The organism is Nonomuraea maheshkhaliensis (genome assembly GCF_039529435.1).
GTDB classification, from domain to species: Bacteria; Actinomycetota; Actinomycetes; order Streptosporangiales; family Streptosporangiaceae; genus Nonomuraea; species Nonomuraea maheshkhaliensis.
This window is the reverse complement of sequence record NZ_BAAAMU010000103.1, coordinates 21,148-36,060: the sequence shown is the minus strand read 5'-3', so window position 1 is coordinate 36,060 and position 14,913 is coordinate 21,148. Positions and strand designations below refer to the sequence as shown.

Genomic DNA, 14,913 nt, shown 5'->3' with positions numbered 1-14,913 from the left:
CGGCTTCCGCTTGGCCACCCCGGCTCCTCTCCCTCGGCTACAGCGAGAGATCAAAGCACAGCAGAGATCATTCTGTTAGGACCTCTAAGCCCTGCCCCTCAGCCCCGTGTGCCGTGTCGTCCCCGGGGCCGCGTCCATGAAACTTTCAACTTTCACGCCGGCAATACGGCCGCGCGGACCCGATTCCCGGCCTGGTGAGCACACCTCGCCCCGTCTCCCAGGATCCCTCGCAGCCCTTAGCGCCGGGCCGAATCAACCGCCCGCGACCAGATCTCTGGACGGCCCCGGGTGACGACCGTACTCTCCGGGCGGGCTTCACCGACATCATTGACGAGATGAGGTTGGAATTGACACGTTCGCCAGCACGTCGTGCGGCCGGCTCCGCCGCCATCGTCATCGCCGCCCTCGTGGCGATCCTGATGCCCGTCACCCCCGCCCACGCCACCTACGGCGCGGACCTGCCCGTTTCCATCACGGTGACCTCGAACGCCGGTCCGCCCCTCATGCTCGCCCAGGTGACAGGCACGGTCGCGTTCGACGACGGGAACACGAAGTTCAGGTATTCGCTCCGGCTGTGCTGGGGCAGCGGGTCCTACCCCAGGCCGAACCTGTACGTCTCCGTCAACGGCAGCAGCACGTTCTATCCGGGCCAGACGAGCACCTCGCCCGCTCCGGCCGGATGCCAGTTGTCGCTGTACCACCACGACGGTGAGTACACCCACCCCTCCACCATCGCCAACATCACCGTGTACGTGCAGGGCGGCTGGTTCTACCCCGGCCAGACGTACAACAGCCGGACCAAGTCCCTCACTTACGACAACCCGTACAACTGAGCGGTCCTTCGAGCCCGGGCGGGTGGCCGGAGCCCACCTGCCCGAGGCCCACCTGCCCGAGGCCCACCTGCCCGAGGCCCACCTGCCCGAGGCCCGCCTGCCGAGGCCCGCCTGCCGAGGCCCGCCTGCCGAGGCCCGCCTGCCGAGGCCCGTCGCGACAGACCCCCGATGCGCCGGCCGCTGCTCATCGGGCCTCAGGCACCATGATCCGTCGATCGGGATGCCGGCCGCCGCCGCGATGCGTTCACGCGACTCCAGGAGCCGGCCGAGTCACCCTCCTGATGGTGCGGAGAGGGTCATTCTTCAGTGGCCTGGGGGATTCCCGCGAGCGACATGCTGTTGCCATCCGGATCGAGAACTTCGACGTGCCGCACCCCGTTGGAGTAGGTCTCCACAGGCTCGTGCTCGATGCCGTGCGCGGCCAGCCGGGCCAGGAAGTCGTCGAGGTCGGTGACCCCGAACGTGATCATGGTGCCGCCGACGCGTGCGGCCCGGACGTCCCGATCGTCGATGACCAGGTACGCGTTCTCACCCACCTGCCACAGGTGCTCCTCGCCGATGACCTCGTCCGCCGGCCGCCCGAAGAACACCTCGTACCACTTCAGCGACACCGCCCGATCACGTACGCACACGACGCTGTGCATGTCCACGAAACCGCTCCTCTCGAATCACTCCGCACTCGTAAAGGAGACTCCTCCCGCACCCAAAACTCATCACCGACCGACCGGCCTCGGACCGGGCTGACATGCCAACTCGCATGCTAGTTGGCATGCGACCGGGAAATTCGATCGACAGAACAGCTGCGGTTCATGCACGGTGATGGTCCAGCCGCCCGCCGTACGGCGCGGGCCGATCGCAGGAGTTGCTCTTGGCGACCGCGGGAACCGCGAACGACCGCCCCACGATCACTGCCGCACTGGTCAGAAAGCTGGTCGACACGCAGTTCCCGCAGTGGGCCGCGTCGCCTCTCGAACTGCTCGATCCGGCCGGCTCGGACCATGTGATCTACCGGCTGGGCGAGCAGCTGTCCGTCCGGCTGCCCCGCCACGGCGGCGCCATCCGCCAGGCCCAGAAGGAGTTCGAGTGGCTGCCCCGCCTGGCCCCGCACCTTCCCCTGGCCATCCCCGTACCGGTAGGAGTGGGTGAGCCCGACTTCGGCTATCCGTGGCGGTGGGCGGTGTCGCGCTGGCTGGAGGGCGAGGTGGCCACGGTCGAGACCCTGGCCGACTCATCTACGGCCGCCGTCCAGTTGGCGGAATTCCTCACCGCCCTGCAGCGCCGCGGCCCCGAATACGCCAGGGAGCCCCACCCGGACCTCACCGCCCAGCCACTGGCCGATCGGGATCATGCCACCCGGGCCGCCATCGCAGAAGTCAGCGACATATTCGACCCCGCCGCCATGACGGCCCTGTGGAACGAAGCCCTGAACGCCCCAGAATGGGATCGAAGCCCGGTCTGGTTCCACGGCGACTTCCACACCGGCAACCTGCTGACCATCGACTGCCGTCTCAGCGCGGTCATCGACTTCGGCGGCCTCGGCATCGGCGATCCGGCCTGCGACCTCATGATCGCCTTCACCCTGATGTCACCCACCAGCCGAGCCGCCTTCCGCACCACCCTCGGCCTCGACGACGCCACCTGGACCAGGGGCCGCGGCTGGGCCCTCGCCACCGGCCTGAACGCCTACACCACCTACGCCGCCACCAACCCCAGAATCGCCACCCAAACCACCCGCCAGATCACCCAAGCCCTCATCGGCTAATAAGACCCTTTAAAGGGATATTCGTCCCATTCCGCGAACGTGTCACTCGCCATTACAGCGACAGGCGGTTGAGCTGAAACCATAGGTACGGCGGGGCCGTTAACGGAAGGCTCCGCCGTACCCCCCGAAAACTGAAGGCGGCCCTCCCGACATGCCCCTGTCCTTGAAGTTCGCCCGGAACCTGATCTGGCTCCAGGCGACGATCGCCCTGATCAGCGTCGTCATGGTCATCCTGGCGCTGGCCGCCGGCTTCGACGAGAACCTGGAGCGCCTGCTCTACGCCCCCTCCTACGCCCTGTCACTCGCGACCGGTCTGCTGGCGAACCGGTGGCGCACCCGGAGCCCGCGGGTCCGGGTCGGCACCATCGCCGCCCAACTCGCGATCCCCTTGTTCGACCTCGTCTACTTCCTGATCGAGGGCACCCTTGACTGGATCATCACCGCACCCTGGTCCGCGCTCATCGTGACTCTGCTCCTGCTTCCTCCGGCGCGAACCTGGTTCACCCCCGCGGTCCAGGAATCGCAGCCGGCGCCACCCGCCTCCGTCTGACGGGTTCGCGGGCGTCGAGAGCGCCCGCCCGCGACCCAGCCCGATGCCGGCCGGAACCGCGCGTGGCAAGAATTATTTATGTGAATTGCAACCGCGACGTGTTTATCTTTGACATGTGCGGGTTCGGGCTGGGGCTCTCGACGGCTGGGCGCCGGAGCCCGATTTCGCATCGGCAGGACGGCCGTCGCGGGGACGGTCGCGCGCGGATACGCCGGTTTCTCCTTGTGAAGGAATCCGGTACTGACGGCGGCTCGGCTCTTCCGCCGATCATTTACGCTTTTCGGCCCTCATGAGGGACATCGGAGGAGTTCGTGTCTGGTAAGGGAGCGGGTATCGCGGTCGCTCTCATCGGGGCGGGGGCGGTCATCACCGCGGCGCTCATCACGTCGCGCGCGCCGATCTGCCCCGATTTCATCTGCGGCGCCGACAAGGGGACCGCTGAGGAGCGCCCCCGTGGCGGAGGCGACAAGCAGATCATCCAGGTGCCCGGCGGCAAGGCGGGCGTGGAGGTCACCCCGGGTGAGATCACCTGCACCGCCGAGGGCGGCTGCGACAGCGAGGTGCACATCGAAAGTGTGGGCGACGCCACGCTGAAGGTCACCTACATGGAGATCAGGGGCGACGGCAAGGCGTACTTCAGCCACGACGCCACCTGCCAGCGCAAGAACCTGGCCGCCGGCGTGTCCTGCTCGTTCGGTGTGAGCTTCAGTGCGCCGGCCGAGGGTGGCACGACGCAGGCCACGCTGGTCATCCACCACAACGTCGGCGCTCACCCGTCCCTCGTCACCCTTCGCGGCGAAGGAGCGGCTCAGCAGCCGACCGACACCCCCACGACGACCTTTCCGTCCAACGGATAGCCCTGCCGCGCGAGCAGGGTGCGGACGCGACCAGGAGTGTGTCCCAGTTCGCCGCGCATGACGCGGGTCAGGTGGGCCTGGTCGTTGAAACCGAGCCTGACCGCGAGCGCGGCCAAGTCGGTTTCGCCCTGTTCCAGGGCCGTCAGCGCCCGGCTGACGCGTACGCGATTGCGGTAACGACTCAACGGCATGCCCGCGTGATGGCGGAACGTACGGCTCAGATGGGACGGCGAGGTCCGCAGCAGGCGGGCCAGGGCCACGAGGCCGGCGCCGGCGGGCTCGTCGGCGAGGATCGTCTCCTTTGCCCGGTTGGCCAGGTCTTCCCGGCCGGGTGCGGGTGTGGCCGGGAGCCGGCCGCGCAGGGACAGCCGTAAGAGGTCGAGGACCGCCTCGACCGCGGCGACGTCCGGGTCGGGGCCGGCGCGCAGGAGCATGCGGTGGGCGAGTTCGAGCCGGGCGTCCACGTGGATCGCGGGAGAAGGGGCGGCATCGAGGCCGGCCGTCAGCTCGTCGTCGACGAAGGTGACCGCCGTGCACACGTCGCCGCCCGCGGGATGGGCGAAACGCAGCTCTTCCCCCGCGCGGTGCAGGTAACCCGTGGCGGGCTCCACGGTCACGCGCCGTCCCTGGGACTCCACCTGGAAGTGACCGCGCCGGACCAGAACGATCTGGGCGGCATGCGATGCTTCGGGCTCCGACCAGCGGACGCGGTCGTCCGTGCACCGAACGCTCCTGATCACGACGTGCGGGTTTTCGATCACCCTCTTCGCGGTACGCACCCCACGACCCTACGTACCGGCACCGACAATTCCGTTCCGCATATTTCTTCAAGACCGAGCGCGTACGCACCCCCAATGCTGGGCAAATGACTACATTCGCCTCCCCAACGGCGACGGCCGCCCGCCGGGGCCGGATGCTGGCCGTGCTGCTCACCGGCGAGGTCATGGCGACCATGGACAGCTCGATCGTGTCGGTGGCGGCGCAGACCATACGTGACGATCTGCACGCCGGCGGCGCCGCGATCCAGTTGATCGTGTCGGGCTACCTGCTGACCACCGGCGTCCTCTTCGTCACGTGTGCGCGGATCGGTGACGTCGTCGGGCAGCGGCGGGCGTTCCTGCTCGGGCTGGGCTGGTTCACCTGCGCGTCGCTGCTGTGCGGGCTGGCCCCTGACGCGGCCACGATGGTGCTCGCCCGCGCCGGGCAGGGCGTGGGGGCGGCGCTGCTCACCCCGCAGATCTTCGCGCTCATCCAGCTGCACTGGGACGGGGCCGCCCGCCGCAGAGCGATCGGCCTCTACAGCATGGTGCTCGCCCTGGGGGTCGCGCTGGGGCAGGTCGTCGGCGGGCTGGTGGTCGGTGCCGACCTCTTCGGCCTGTCCTGGCGGCCCGTGTTCTTGCTGAACGTCCCGCTCGGGGTGCTGCTGCTGGTGCTCGCCCCGCGGCTGCTGCCTGACTCCCGTACGGACGGGCGGGCGCGCCTCGATCCCGGCGGCGTGGCCGTCCTGACCGTGGCCATGGCCGCGGTGACCGTGCCGCTCATCTTCGGCCCCGACCAGGGCTGGCCCGCCTGGGCGTGGGGCTCGCTGGGGTGCGGCGGGGTGCTGCTGGCGGGGTTCGTCCGTCATGAGACGCGCGCACGGCATCCGCTGCTGGACCCGGCGGTGCTGCGGCCGAACGGGGTCAAGCCGGGCATGGCGGCCTGCTGGATCACCATGGGGTGTTATGCCGTCTTCGTCCTCACGCTCACCCTGCACCTCCAGACCACGCTGGGCTTCTCGCCGCTGCAGGCGGGGGTGGCCTTCGTGCCGTACACGCTGGGGTTCGGCGCGCTCAGCCTGACCTGGAACCGGTATCCGCAGCGGCTGGTGCGGGCCCTGCCGGTCGCCGGGCCGATCGCGTTCGCGGCCGGGGCGAGCCTGCTGGTGCTCCTGTGCGGTGAACGATGGCAGCCGATCGGATCCGTGCCGCTGCTGATGCTGGCCGGGGCGGGACATGCGGCCGGGTACAGCCCGCTGATCGCGTCGATCACGGCGCTGGTGCAGCCGCGGCTGGCGTCGGCGGTCTCGGCGCTGAACGCCACCGGCCCCGTGCTGGCCGGGGTGATCGCCGTCGCGGGGCTGGGCAGCGTCTATTTCGCGGCGCCCTCCTCCGCCGACGGCCTCCTCCGGGTCGTCGCGGCACTGGCCGTCCTGCTCGGTGCCGGGACGGTGTGCGCCGTACGGGCCACCCTGGCGATCAGAACAGCCGGCCGGCGGTGACAGTTCGTCCCACTCAACTGGCGGAACATGCCGGGCTCAGCGCGTACGCGCCGAATATGATCTGCGGGTGACGGCGATCGACCTCCGGTGACCGCCCTCAGAAGCACGCCGATGGGGCGATGATCACGAGTGGGAGAGACCGTGAGCAGTCTTCTTCATTCACTCACGAACGAGGTGTGGCCCAGATACCGGCTCTTCGCCGTCGCCGGCATCATCGACGGCGAAACAGTCGGTTCGGCGGTCGAAGGGCGGATGGATCCACCGGACGGCAGAATAGCGGCGGGACACGACGGGCTCATCATTCGGACGGCGTACGGCGATCGCGAATCAAATGCTGTCCACAACCGGCTGGAACTTTGGGACGGACCGCCACCGGCGGACGACTGGGAAGAGTTGTGGACGGGCCGGCTCTCCCTGAAATCCGGACTGATCGGCGTCGAAGCCTGGGGAGCAGCCGGTTATTCCCACGATATGGAGTTCGACCTGGGAAAACGCGACCAGACCTGGTCCACCCGGGTAGCCACCGAGGTTCTGCAGACCGAGCAGGAGCCGGATTTTCCCCATGTGGTCGCTCGGATCGAGCTGTACAAGATCCAGTTCTGGACTCGCTGATCGTCCCGCTCCGACACCGGTCTCAAGACACGCATGGGACCCCTGGAACACTTGCCCTCGCCGGCTAACGGCACGAACGTCCCGTCACCTGCTCAATCGCAGAGCGTTTTTGACGGGTAGAGCCCAGAAGGCACTGACTTTACTCACCACTACACAAAATCTTTCCCGGACTTGTTCGAGAGCGGCGATCAAGCCAGAATCAGTTTCGCCTTCAACTACTTCGTTGGAGCGTCACCGCACGGATGAGGAGAGGTATGAAGCGCACCATCCCCATTCTCGTCGCCGCCGGCGTCCTCGGCGCCACGCTCACCGGCGTCGGCCCCGCCTCCGCGGCCACTTCCCCCATCGACTGCACCGCAGGCGGCTACACCCGGGTCGTGAACAGCTACGTCCCCACCAACGTCGAAAGGCCCGCGATCGACGGCCGCACCTACAACATCGGCGGCCCGTCGGCGTACACCTACGAAATCTGCCTCGACATCCCCGACAACGAGCGATTCACCATCGAAGTACGGAGCTGGACCAACACGGTGCCGAGCACCTTCGTGGACGACCGGCCCGGAGACAAGATCTTCCGCTTCTCGCTCCCACCCGACAGCTTCTGGCAGGTCTACGGCACACTGACCGGGCCCGGCAGCACCTACATCTACTACACCTGGCACGAGAAGCGGCTCCCGAACTGACGTGAAACGGGCCGGCCACCTCACTCGGCGACGTGGCCGGCCCGCCATGGTGAACCTTGAGGCGGGCCGTTCAGGTGCCATGACGAGATCGGGTCAGGCGGGCCCGTTCTCGTGTGCGTGCGCGTCGAGGAGGTGTGCGACCGCTTCGGTCACCTGCGTGGCGAACGGGATGTTCAGCCATTCGTCCGGTACGTGCGCGTTCGAGTCCGCACCGAGCGCCCCCGTGACGACGAACTGCGCCTGCGGATACCGCCTGCCGAGCATCTCCATGAACGGGATCCCGCCGCCGATGCCCAGGTTCTGGCACGGCTTGCCGAACACGCGATCACCGACCTGCCGCAACGCCGTGGCCAGCCAGGGGGCCGTCGCCGGCAGGTGCCAGCCGTTCATGACCATGAAGTCGCTCACCTCGACCTGCGCCCCGTACGGCACATCCGTCGTGAGGATCTTCTCCAGTGCGGTGCGCGCCGCCTCGGCGTCGGCCGAGGGAGGCAGGCGGAAGCTGAGCCGGAGGGAGGTCCAGGGTCGCAGCACGGCGCCCGCCACCGCGGGGTCCGGGAGCCCGGCGGCGCCGGTCAGGGACAGGGTCGGCCGCCAGGTGTTGTTGAGGACGAGCTCGACATCGTCGTCGGAGACCCGTCTCATTCCGGGCAGCAGCGGGAGCCGGGGCACGGCGACCTCCGGGTGGTGCGCGACGAGCTCCGCCGCCTCCGCGCGCCGTTCGTCCGGAATGGGCACCACCATCTCGGGCACCTTGACCTCGCCGGTCTCCGGGTCCTCCACCCGATCGAGCAGCCGGCGCATGACACGGAACGAGCTCGGCGCGATGCCGCTCCCGAGCCCTGAGTGGACGCCCGACTCGAGGACGCGCACCGTGACGGTCGCCTGCACGGCGCCGCGCAGGCTGGAGGTCAGCCACAGCCGTTCGTAGTCTCCGCCGCCGCCGTCCAGGCAGACCACCAGCGACACCTCGCCGAGCCGGTCGCCGAGATGCTCCAGGTACGCGGGCAGGTCCGGGCTGCCGGACTCCTCACCGGTCTCCAGCAGCATGACGGCACGGGCGTGTTCGCCGCCTGCCCCGCGTACAGCCTCCAGCGCGGTCGTGGCGGCGTACCCCGAGTACCCGTCGTCGGCGGCGCCGCGGCCGTAGAGCCGGCCGTCGCGGATCACCGCCTGCCACGGGCCCAGGCCCTCCGACCAGTCGCCGAGCGGCGGCTGCTTGTCGAGGTGCCCGTACAGCAGCACGGTCCCGGTCGTCGCCGCGCCCGGCGTCGCGGGCACGTCCACGAGCAGGAGCGGAGCGCGGCCGTCGAGCTGCACGACGTCGCACCGCGCGCCGGGCAGGCCGCGCGACTCCACCCAGTTCCGTACGTGGTCGACGGCGGTCCGCAGGTGACCGTTCTCCTCCCAGGCGGCGTCGTAGGCGGGCGACACGGCGGGAATCTCCACCAGACCGGAGAGGCTGGGCAGCACGTCCGTCGCCCAGGCCTGGGCGATGGATTCGCGAAGTTTCTGAAGGTCCATGCGGTAATACTGGCCCAACCGTCACCCTGCTCATGCCCGGCCCGCGCCGGAAACTCTGGGCGGGGGTGATCAGAGCGGTGGCGGCAGTCCGCGATCGACCGCCCGCCTTGTACGGCCTCGATGGTACGGCGATCATGGCGTGTCCGGGCCGAGAGCTCCACCCAGGAAGGGCGATGATGACGGGTTCGATCAAGCGGGTGCCGTTCGACGTGGAAAGCTACAGCCGTCGTTCGCGGACGAGACCGTGCTTCATCTGCGCGATGGTCAACGGAGTTTCCGACCAGCCGGAGGAAATCGTCTACGACGACGGGGAGCACATCGCGTTTCTGCCCCGTTTCTTCGTCCTGCCGGGGTACGTCCTCGTGGCGCCCAAGACGCACGTCGAGCACGTCGTCCGAGACCTTTCCGAGGATCAGTTCGTCGCGGTGATGAGAGTTGTGCGGCGAATCGCGCTGGCCGTGGAGGCATGCGTGCCGTGCGAGCGGACGTACCTGTTGTCCTTGGGCAGTCAGCAGGGGAACGCCCACCTGCACTGGCACATCGCGGGCCTGCCGCCTGGGGTGCCGTACGAGCGGCAGCAGTACCACGCTCTCATGTCGGAGAACGGGGTCATCGAGCGCACCCCTGAGGAGATCGCCGCCCTGGCCGCCGGAATACGGAGTGCCTTGGACGCGTAGCTCCAGCTTGACCGCCCTGGCCGGCACGCCACCATACGTCCGCCGGCCTCCCATCCGCTGACTTCCGGTGAGGCTATGTCGGCGAAGAGTTCTGCAACGCTCCAACCGACTGCCGCCATTCGAGAGCCTCGGCCGTGTCGCGGTACTCCAGCAGATGCTGTCCAGCGATCTTCTGCAGCAGGTCTCGTACCTCGGCCGGCGTGGCGTGGAAGAACTCACGGCGCAGGTTCACCTTGTTGAGCCGCCGATCGCCCAGCTCCGCGTGCAGCCGGGCTTCCAGCTCCACCGCGTCCTCGCTGAAGATCAGTGCGTGCGTGTCGAACCTGAACGAGGCCGCCGCCCTTGCGTTCCGGTTGCTGCCGTACGCTCGCGGCCGGTGCCTCCTCCAGAACCCAGAACTCCCAGCCGGCTGGAGCGGGAGGCCACGACGGGTCCGGCTTCCATCCCTGCGGCGGCTTCCATCCGCGAGGCGGGACAGGCCAGCCGGGAGGACAGTTGAAACGGTACTCGGGCATGAGCGCTCCTCACCTGCACACATAGAGCCGTACGCAGGTGAAATAGCTGTGAGCGCCACGTGGGTTACACGAAGCGAGCGCACGGGGCCGCGGTGGGGCGGACTGGTGGCCTCCGTGGACCTCGGGTTCCGGGGAGCTTTGCTCGACGCGGAGTTCGCTCTTGACCGTAACCGACTCCCGTTGACTGCCCTTTCTTGGCACGGCGATCACGACTGGCAGCTGATCGTTTCCGCACGGCTGGCCGTAGCTAGCGGTGGTCGTCACCCCAGGCAAGGTTGAGATGCTCCGCTAGTTCCTCGGCCGTGCCCCCTTGGTTGAGGAGAGCCCGTGCCGCCTGCGCCTGCCTGATCGTGGGCAGGTGTCCGTCGAGGAGAAAGGGGAGGAGGAGCCGCCGGGCCACTACCTCACGCCACGAAATTCCGGACGGCCTGCGCACCACCGACACATTGACCCGTAGCGCGTGCTCGTTGCCTGGCGGAACGCCGGGCCGGTCGATCTCGACGGCGACGTACCGGAACCCGTTCGCCAGGTCGCAGGCGGTGCAGCCGGCCGGCCCCCGGCTCAACCTGCTGCCACACTCGGTGCAGGTGAGCCGGTCGTAGGCGGCGTCCACCACCCGCCACAGGTGCCTGTCGGGCTCGTCGATCACCATCTCGGCCACGGCGCGCTCGTCCAGGGCGGCCAAGGTCCCGAACTCGCGCGTGACGAACTCCCGCCATCCCGCTTCGACGATCTCGTCGACGACCCCTGCGCATCGCTCACAGTCAGGTGCTCCGGCGGGTTCCCACTGGCCGCATTCCCCGCACCGCCGCATCCTCGAACGGTACTCGCCATCCCCATCCGGACTCATTCGATTATCGCGTCGTGACGCCACATCCCGTCCACGCCACCCGTAGGAAATCCCGGAGCCGGAGTTCCCCGCCGGAGGCATGGTCGGACTGATGTGAGCTTCCTGCGGGGTAAGGGTGCGCCCGCCGAATCACGTTTGACGCCGTCCTCGCATCGGGGCATGATCTCTGCTTCGAGATTCATCCAGAGGATCCGAGGGACCTGGCCCAGCGACGGTCCGGCAACCTGCCCGAAGAAAGGGAAAGGTGCCAACGCCAGGAACGATGAGGAGGGCTTGATGAGCCTGAGGCTTGATGTTCCCGTGCTGCATGGATCGCTCGTTCGGCTGGAGCCGCTCGCGATGAGCCACGCGTCGGATCTAAGGCGGGCCGCGGAAGAGGACCGTTCCTCTTACGATTTCACCTTGGTTCCCCGCGCCGCTGAGGTGGAGGCGTACCTTGCGGCTCAGTTCGCTCGTGGGAGCGACGGGTTGACTCCTTTCGCGCAGGTTCGGGTGCGGGACGACATGGCAGTGGGATGCACGGCGTTCTGGAACCCACGAACGTGGCCGGATCGGCAGGATTTGCGTGCCATCGAGGTCGGTTGGACATGGCTTGCGGCATCGGCACAGGGCACCGGAATCAATGTCGAGGCGAAGCTGCTCCTTTTCGCGTATGCGTTTGAGACATTGGGCGTGGCCCGCGTCGACCTGAAGACGGACGCCCGCAACCAGCGGTCGCGCCGTGCGATCGAGAACCTCGGCGCGTGCTTCGAGGGCGTGCTGCGCAGTTGGTCGCCCTCCTGGGCGCCTGGCGAAGCGGGGTTGTTGCGAGACTCGGCCATGTTCTCTGTGATCGCTGCTGAGTGGCCGACCGTCAAGCAGGCGCTGCGTGCTCGCCTCTCGAACGCGAACGCGAACGCCGAGTAGTTCGGGCGTCTTCCCCGGCGACCGGACAGTACCAGCCGGGGTTTCTCTGCCAATTGGGCGTGCTGGTCGGTGGGCACCCGAAACCCACCGCCTCAACCGCACTATTCGATCTCTCGCCGCTTCGAGCTACCTCAAACCCGATGCCACCTCGATGTGCCGGACGACGAGCAGGAGATCCGCCGAGTGCAGGCGTTGCTTAATCTCGCTTAATCGGACGGCGAGGAGGTCGCGTTGCGCTTCCGTGAGGTCGGCGCCGAAGTCCAGGCACTCGCTGACGCACATGGTGATCTCCAGGAGAACGGGGTCAGAGGAGGGCAGCAGACGACGGAAACGTCGGCGGCGCCAAAACCGCAATGCGAGCAATGCGGCCGTCCGGGGATTGCCGTACCAGTACCAGCGAACCTGAAGGTTGGGATTTGGTTCCTCTGCACGCGGAGATCGCCGGCCTCGCATTTTGGCCTCCCGACGTCTTATCGCGTGAGCGTGGAGCTCGGCATGCCAGGCAGCGCGGCTGGCCTCGACAGCGTCCAGCGCCTGAGGAAGTGCCGCCTCATCGTATTGAAACTGCCCGGCCTGGAATTCGAGGAAATGCAGCGTCGCCTCGAATCCCAGCGGCCGATACAACTGCACGCAGGACCGGAACGCCGACAGCCGCCATCGGTAGGGCAAGTCAGGGTCACGTACCCTACGGGCGAAGTTGGCGAAGCTCACCGGCGAAGGCTAGCCAATTGGACGCGGGGAGGCACCGACTCGGTGTCAATGGCCAAATGCATCTTGCGGTTGGTCAGGCCCGGCTCCAGGCCGCGATCGGTGTTTCTCGCGCGACGCACACGCCGGCGATCCCGCTCCTGTTCTCTCCTTCGATCAGCTCGGTAGCCTGCCGTAGTGAATGTTGGGCAGCGGGCCGTTGGTGCGGTCGTCGGCTCTGCTGTAGGCGACGCGCTGGGTGCGCCATTCGAGTTCGGGCCGGCGGGCGCGTTCTCCTCCCGCTTCCCGCTACCGGGTGCCGGCGGCGAAATGAACGGGGGCGGCGGCTGGGATGCCGGGGAAGCCACTGACGATACTCAGATGGCCATACATGTGGCCGAGTCGCTGCTGGAGCACGGCGGCCCAGACCTACCGGACATCTTCGCCCGCTTCCAGCGATGGGCGGCCGATGACCCCAAGGACATCGGGCTACAGACCGAAGACGTACTGACCCGAGGACTGCCCTGGGACCGGGCCGCCACCGCCCACCACCAGAGCAGCCACCGAGCCACCGGCAACGGCGCACTGATGCGGGCCACCCCATCGGCGGTGTACTTCGCCCGCGACGGCCGGCAGGTCACCATGGATGCCGCCCGGCATATCGCCGCCCTCACCCACGGCGATCCGGCGGCATGGGAAGGCACCGCGATCTTTCACGACCTGATACGTGTCGCCATGAAGGGGGCGAACCCCTTGGACGAGCTCCCACAGATCCTCGCCGCTGTCCGATCCGGCCATCGTCAGCGCTACGCCGCCGTCCTCGCAACCGGTTGGCATCCCGATCACGCCACCGAATTCAACGGCGCTGTCTGGCCCTGTCTCGGCTCAGCCGTGTGGGCACTGCGTACCACCCGCAGCTTTGCGGATGCCATCCGCGCTGCGATCGACCTGGGCGGCGACACCGACACCGTCGCCGCGGTCACCGGAGGCCTCGCCGGCGCCGTATACGGGCCGGCGGCGATTCCAGCCGACTGGACCGAGCCCTTGCACGTTCCGCTGCCTGGAAGCGGCGGCCGGACCTTGCGCCTGCCTCATCTGATCGATCTCGCTCATGACCTCGCAGAGCGTCCACGTACGGACCGACGACGGAGTCCAGCCCGCGAAGCATGACGACCCTCCGCCTCAGGCAGACGGACTGCCCTGGTCCGTGACGTCGTCCGAGGTCAGCGGTGATGTACGGCCGTCACGCCGCACGAGCGGGCATCGGTCCGGCGCCATGCCTCTCCTAGGAGCTGGGGGTCAGGTTCTGGAGGCCGACGACCCGCAGTAGTTCGAGCCGCTGGTATGTCTCGGTGCCCGGCCGCGCCGAGTGCACGACGAGCTGCTGGCTGTGGCCATCGCTGACCAGTACCTCGCAGTCGAGGTCGAGGACACCGACCACGGGGTGCAGGAAACGCTTCGGCGACGGGCGGCGTACCACGACGTCATGCGACTCCCAGAGTCCCTCGAACTCATTCGACGCGGCGCGGAGCTCGGCCACGAGGGCGGCGGGGCCCGGGTCGTGGGGGCGTGCCGCAGTGACCGCACGCAGGGTCGCTACGTGTGCGCGGGCATGCTCCTCGTGGTTCTCGGGCGGGGCCAGGTCCCGTGCGCCCGGCACCATGAACCAGCGGCGGATCAGGTTCGTCCCTACATGGCCGCCGGTCAGGGCCACCGACATGGTGTTCTGTGCGAGCATCTGACCCCAGTCGGTCAGCACCGACGCCGGGAGGTCGTGCAGCCGGTCCAGGATCAGCAGCAGCCCCGGGCGGACGTGCTCTGAGGAGTCGCCGGGCCGGGGCGGCTCCTCGCCCGCCAGGTGGAACAGGTGGTCGCGCTCCACGTCCGTGAGCCGCAGGGCGCGGGCGAGAGCGGTGAGCATCTGCCGCGACGGGTGGGAGCCGCGGCGCTGTTCCAGCCGCGTGTAGTAGTCAGTGGACATCCCGGTGAGCTGCGCCACCTCCTCGCGGCGCAGGCCCGGGGTGCGGCGCCGCGGACCCGCGTTCAGGCCCACGTCGGAGGGGGCCAGCCGGGTGCGGGCCCGGCGCAGGAAGTCGGCGAGTTCGGTACGGTCCACTGTTCGAGGATGCCCTGCTCCCGGCCATGTATCCAGGGAGCGCCGATCCCTGGATGACCGCGTCTCTCCCGCCGATCCCGT

At 68.3% G+C, this 14,913-nt stretch carries 17 protein-coding genes and 1 riboswitch; of the genes, 10 read left to right on the top strand and 7 right to left on the bottom strand.

The annotated features are described in order from the left end of the window. Positions 1-335 precede the first annotated feature (335 nt). Positions 336-833 (top strand): hypothetical protein, encoded by a 498-nt coding sequence (locus ABFX54_RS42800; RefSeq protein WP_346112661.1) that lies wholly within the window; start codon positions 336-338, stop codon positions 831-833. A 296-nt stretch (positions 834-1,129) separates the two neighbouring features. Here the strand turns inward: ABFX54_RS42800 and ABFX54_RS42795 are convergent, their stop codons facing one another. Beyond that, complete coding sequence (locus tag ABFX54_RS42795; RefSeq protein ID WP_346112665.1) at positions 1,130-1,477, bottom strand: VOC family protein; 348 nt, start codon at positions 1,475-1,477, stop codon at positions 1,130-1,132. 224 nt (positions 1,478-1,701) lie between these two features. Between ABFX54_RS42795 and ABFX54_RS42790 the strand changes: the two genes are divergently transcribed. The 3 genes from ABFX54_RS42790 to ABFX54_RS42780 all read left to right on the top strand — a co-directional run bounded on the left by ABFX54_RS42790 (position 1,702) and on the right by ABFX54_RS42780 (position 4,002). Next, positions 1,702-2,595, top strand: coding sequence for an aminoglycoside phosphotransferase family protein (locus ABFX54_RS42790; RefSeq protein WP_346112660.1), 894 nt, complete (start codon positions 1,702-1,704; stop codon positions 2,593-2,595). A gap of 163 nt (positions 2,596-2,758) precedes the next feature. After that, the gene (locus ABFX54_RS42785) at positions 2,759-3,145 is read left to right on the top strand and encodes a hypothetical protein (RefSeq protein ID WP_346112659.1); all 387 of its coding nucleotides are present in this window, start codon (positions 2,759-2,761) and stop codon (positions 3,143-3,145) included. 311 nt (positions 3,146-3,456) lie between these two features. Continuing rightward, positions 3,457-4,002 carry a hypothetical protein gene (locus tag ABFX54_RS42780; RefSeq protein ID WP_346112658.1) on the top strand — a complete coding sequence of 182 codons (546 nt, stop codon included), beginning with the start codon at positions 3,457-3,459 and terminating at the stop codon, positions 4,000-4,002. Here ABFX54_RS42780 and ABFX54_RS42775 read toward each other — a convergent pair. Next, a complete protein-coding gene (locus ABFX54_RS42775; protein ID WP_346112657.1) occupies positions 3,954-4,781 on the bottom strand; it encodes a helix-turn-helix domain-containing protein in 828 nt (275 codons plus the stop codon). The two genes, ABFX54_RS42780 and ABFX54_RS42775, sit on opposite strands and share 49 nt — an antisense overlap. Positions 4,782-4,867: 86 nt before the next feature. Here ABFX54_RS42775 and ABFX54_RS42770 point away from each other — a divergent pair, with 86 nt between their 5' ends. The 3 genes from ABFX54_RS42770 to ABFX54_RS42760 all read left to right on the top strand — a co-directional run bounded on the left by ABFX54_RS42770 (position 4,868) and on the right by ABFX54_RS42760 (position 7,557). After that, entirely contained in the window at positions 4,868-6,262 is a 1,395-nt protein-coding gene (locus ABFX54_RS42770) for an MFS transporter (RefSeq protein ID WP_346112656.1), read from the top strand. Positions 6,263-6,403: 141 nt separating this feature from the next. Continuing rightward, positions 6,404-6,874 carry a hypothetical protein gene (locus tag ABFX54_RS42765; RefSeq protein WP_346112655.1) on the top strand — a complete coding sequence of 157 codons (471 nt, stop codon included), beginning with the start codon at positions 6,404-6,406 and terminating at the stop codon, positions 6,872-6,874. A gap of 254 nt (positions 6,875-7,128) precedes the next feature. Then, positions 7,129-7,557: a hypothetical protein gene (locus ABFX54_RS42760; RefSeq protein ID WP_346112654.1), complete on the top strand. Its 429-nt coding sequence runs from the start codon at positions 7,129-7,131 to the stop codon at positions 7,555-7,557. A 93-nt stretch (positions 7,558-7,650) separates the two neighbouring features. On the opposite strand, the gene ABFX54_RS42755 is transcribed toward ABFX54_RS42760, so the two are convergent. Continuing rightward, positions 7,651-9,081: a M20/M25/M40 family metallo-hydrolase gene (locus tag ABFX54_RS42755; RefSeq protein WP_346112653.1), complete on the bottom strand. Its 1,431-nt coding sequence runs from the start codon at positions 9,079-9,081 to the stop codon at positions 7,651-7,653. Positions 9,082-9,254: 173 nt separating this feature from the next. Here ABFX54_RS42755 and ABFX54_RS42750 point away from each other — a divergent pair, with 173 nt between their 5' ends. Beyond that, positions 9,255-9,758, top strand: a complete 504-nt coding sequence (locus ABFX54_RS42750) for an HIT family protein (RefSeq protein ID WP_346112652.1) — start codon at positions 9,255-9,257, stop codon at positions 9,756-9,758. Between the two features lie 73 nt (positions 9,759-9,831). On the opposite strand, the gene ABFX54_RS42745 is transcribed toward ABFX54_RS42750, so the two are convergent. Further along, entirely contained in the window at positions 9,832-10,296 is a 465-nt protein-coding gene (locus ABFX54_RS42745) for a GIY-YIG nuclease family protein (RefSeq protein ID WP_346112664.1), read from the bottom strand. A gap of 224 nt (positions 10,297-10,520) precedes the next feature. Next, positions 10,521-11,087, bottom strand: a complete 567-nt coding sequence (locus ABFX54_RS42740) for a hypothetical protein (RefSeq protein WP_346112651.1) — start codon at positions 11,085-11,087, stop codon at positions 10,521-10,523. A gap of 211 nt (positions 11,088-11,298) precedes the next feature. Next, positions 11,299-11,392, top strand: a riboswitch (SAM riboswitch). Positions 11,393-11,399: 7 nt separating this feature from the next. Between ABFX54_RS42740 and ABFX54_RS42735 the strand changes: the two genes are divergently transcribed. Continuing rightward, the gene (locus ABFX54_RS42735; RefSeq protein WP_346112650.1) at positions 11,400-12,029 is read left to right on the top strand and encodes a GNAT family N-acetyltransferase; all 630 of its coding nucleotides are present in this window, start codon (positions 11,400-11,402) and stop codon (positions 12,027-12,029) included. Positions 12,030-12,155: 126 nt separating this feature from the next. Here ABFX54_RS42735 and ABFX54_RS42730 read toward each other — a convergent pair whose 3' ends face one another. Further along, positions 12,156-12,740 (bottom strand): hypothetical protein, encoded by a 585-nt coding sequence (locus ABFX54_RS42730; RefSeq protein WP_346112648.1) that lies wholly within the window; start codon positions 12,738-12,740, stop codon positions 12,156-12,158. Between the two features lie 174 nt (positions 12,741-12,914). On the opposite strand from ABFX54_RS42730, the gene ABFX54_RS42725 reads away from it, so the two are divergent. Next, on the top strand, positions 12,915-13,886 hold the full coding sequence (locus tag ABFX54_RS42725; RefSeq protein WP_346112647.1) for an ADP-ribosylglycohydrolase family protein: 972 nt from the start codon (positions 12,915-12,917) through the stop codon (positions 13,884-13,886). Positions 13,887-14,001: 115 nt separating this feature from the next. Here ABFX54_RS42725 and ABFX54_RS42720 read toward each other — a convergent pair whose 3' ends face one another. After that, positions 14,002-14,832, bottom strand: a complete 831-nt coding sequence (locus ABFX54_RS42720) for a helix-turn-helix transcriptional regulator (protein ID WP_346112645.1) — start codon at positions 14,830-14,832, stop codon at positions 14,002-14,004. Positions 14,833-14,913: the final 81 nt, after the last annotated feature.

Bases quoted from the DNA above. Each gene is read 5' to 3' on its own strand.
- ABFX54_RS42800 (WP_346112661.1), top strand. From the start codon at position 336: ATGAGGTTGGAATTGACACGTTCGCCAGCACGTCGTGCGGCCGGCTCC.
- ABFX54_RS42795 (WP_346112665.1), bottom strand. From the start codon at position 1,477: ATGCACAGCGTCGTGTGCGTACGTGATCGGGCGGTGTCGCTGAAGTGG.
- ABFX54_RS42770 (WP_346112656.1), top strand. From the start codon at position 4,868: ATGACTACATTCGCCTCCCCAACGGCGACGGCCGCCCGCCGGGGCCGG.
- ABFX54_RS42760 (WP_346112654.1), top strand. From the start codon at position 7,129: ATGAAGCGCACCATCCCCATTCTCGTCGCCGCCGGCGTCCTCGGCGCC.
- ABFX54_RS42755 (WP_346112653.1), bottom strand. From the start codon at position 9,081: ATGGACCTTCAGAAACTTCGCGAATCCATCGCCCAGGCCTGGGCGACG.
- ABFX54_RS42750 (WP_346112652.1), top strand. From the start codon at position 9,255: ATGATGACGGGTTCGATCAAGCGGGTGCCGTTCGACGTGGAAAGCTAC.
- ABFX54_RS42745 (WP_346112664.1), bottom strand. From the start codon at position 10,296: ATGTGTGCAGGTGAGGAGCGCTCATGCCCGAGTACCGTTTCAACTGTC.
- ABFX54_RS42740 (WP_346112651.1), bottom strand. From the start codon at position 11,087: ATGCGGCGGTGCGGGGAATGCGGCCAGTGGGAACCCGCCGGAGCACCT.
- ABFX54_RS42735 (WP_346112650.1), top strand. From the start codon at position 11,400: ATGAGCCTGAGGCTTGATGTTCCCGTGCTGCATGGATCGCTCGTTCGG.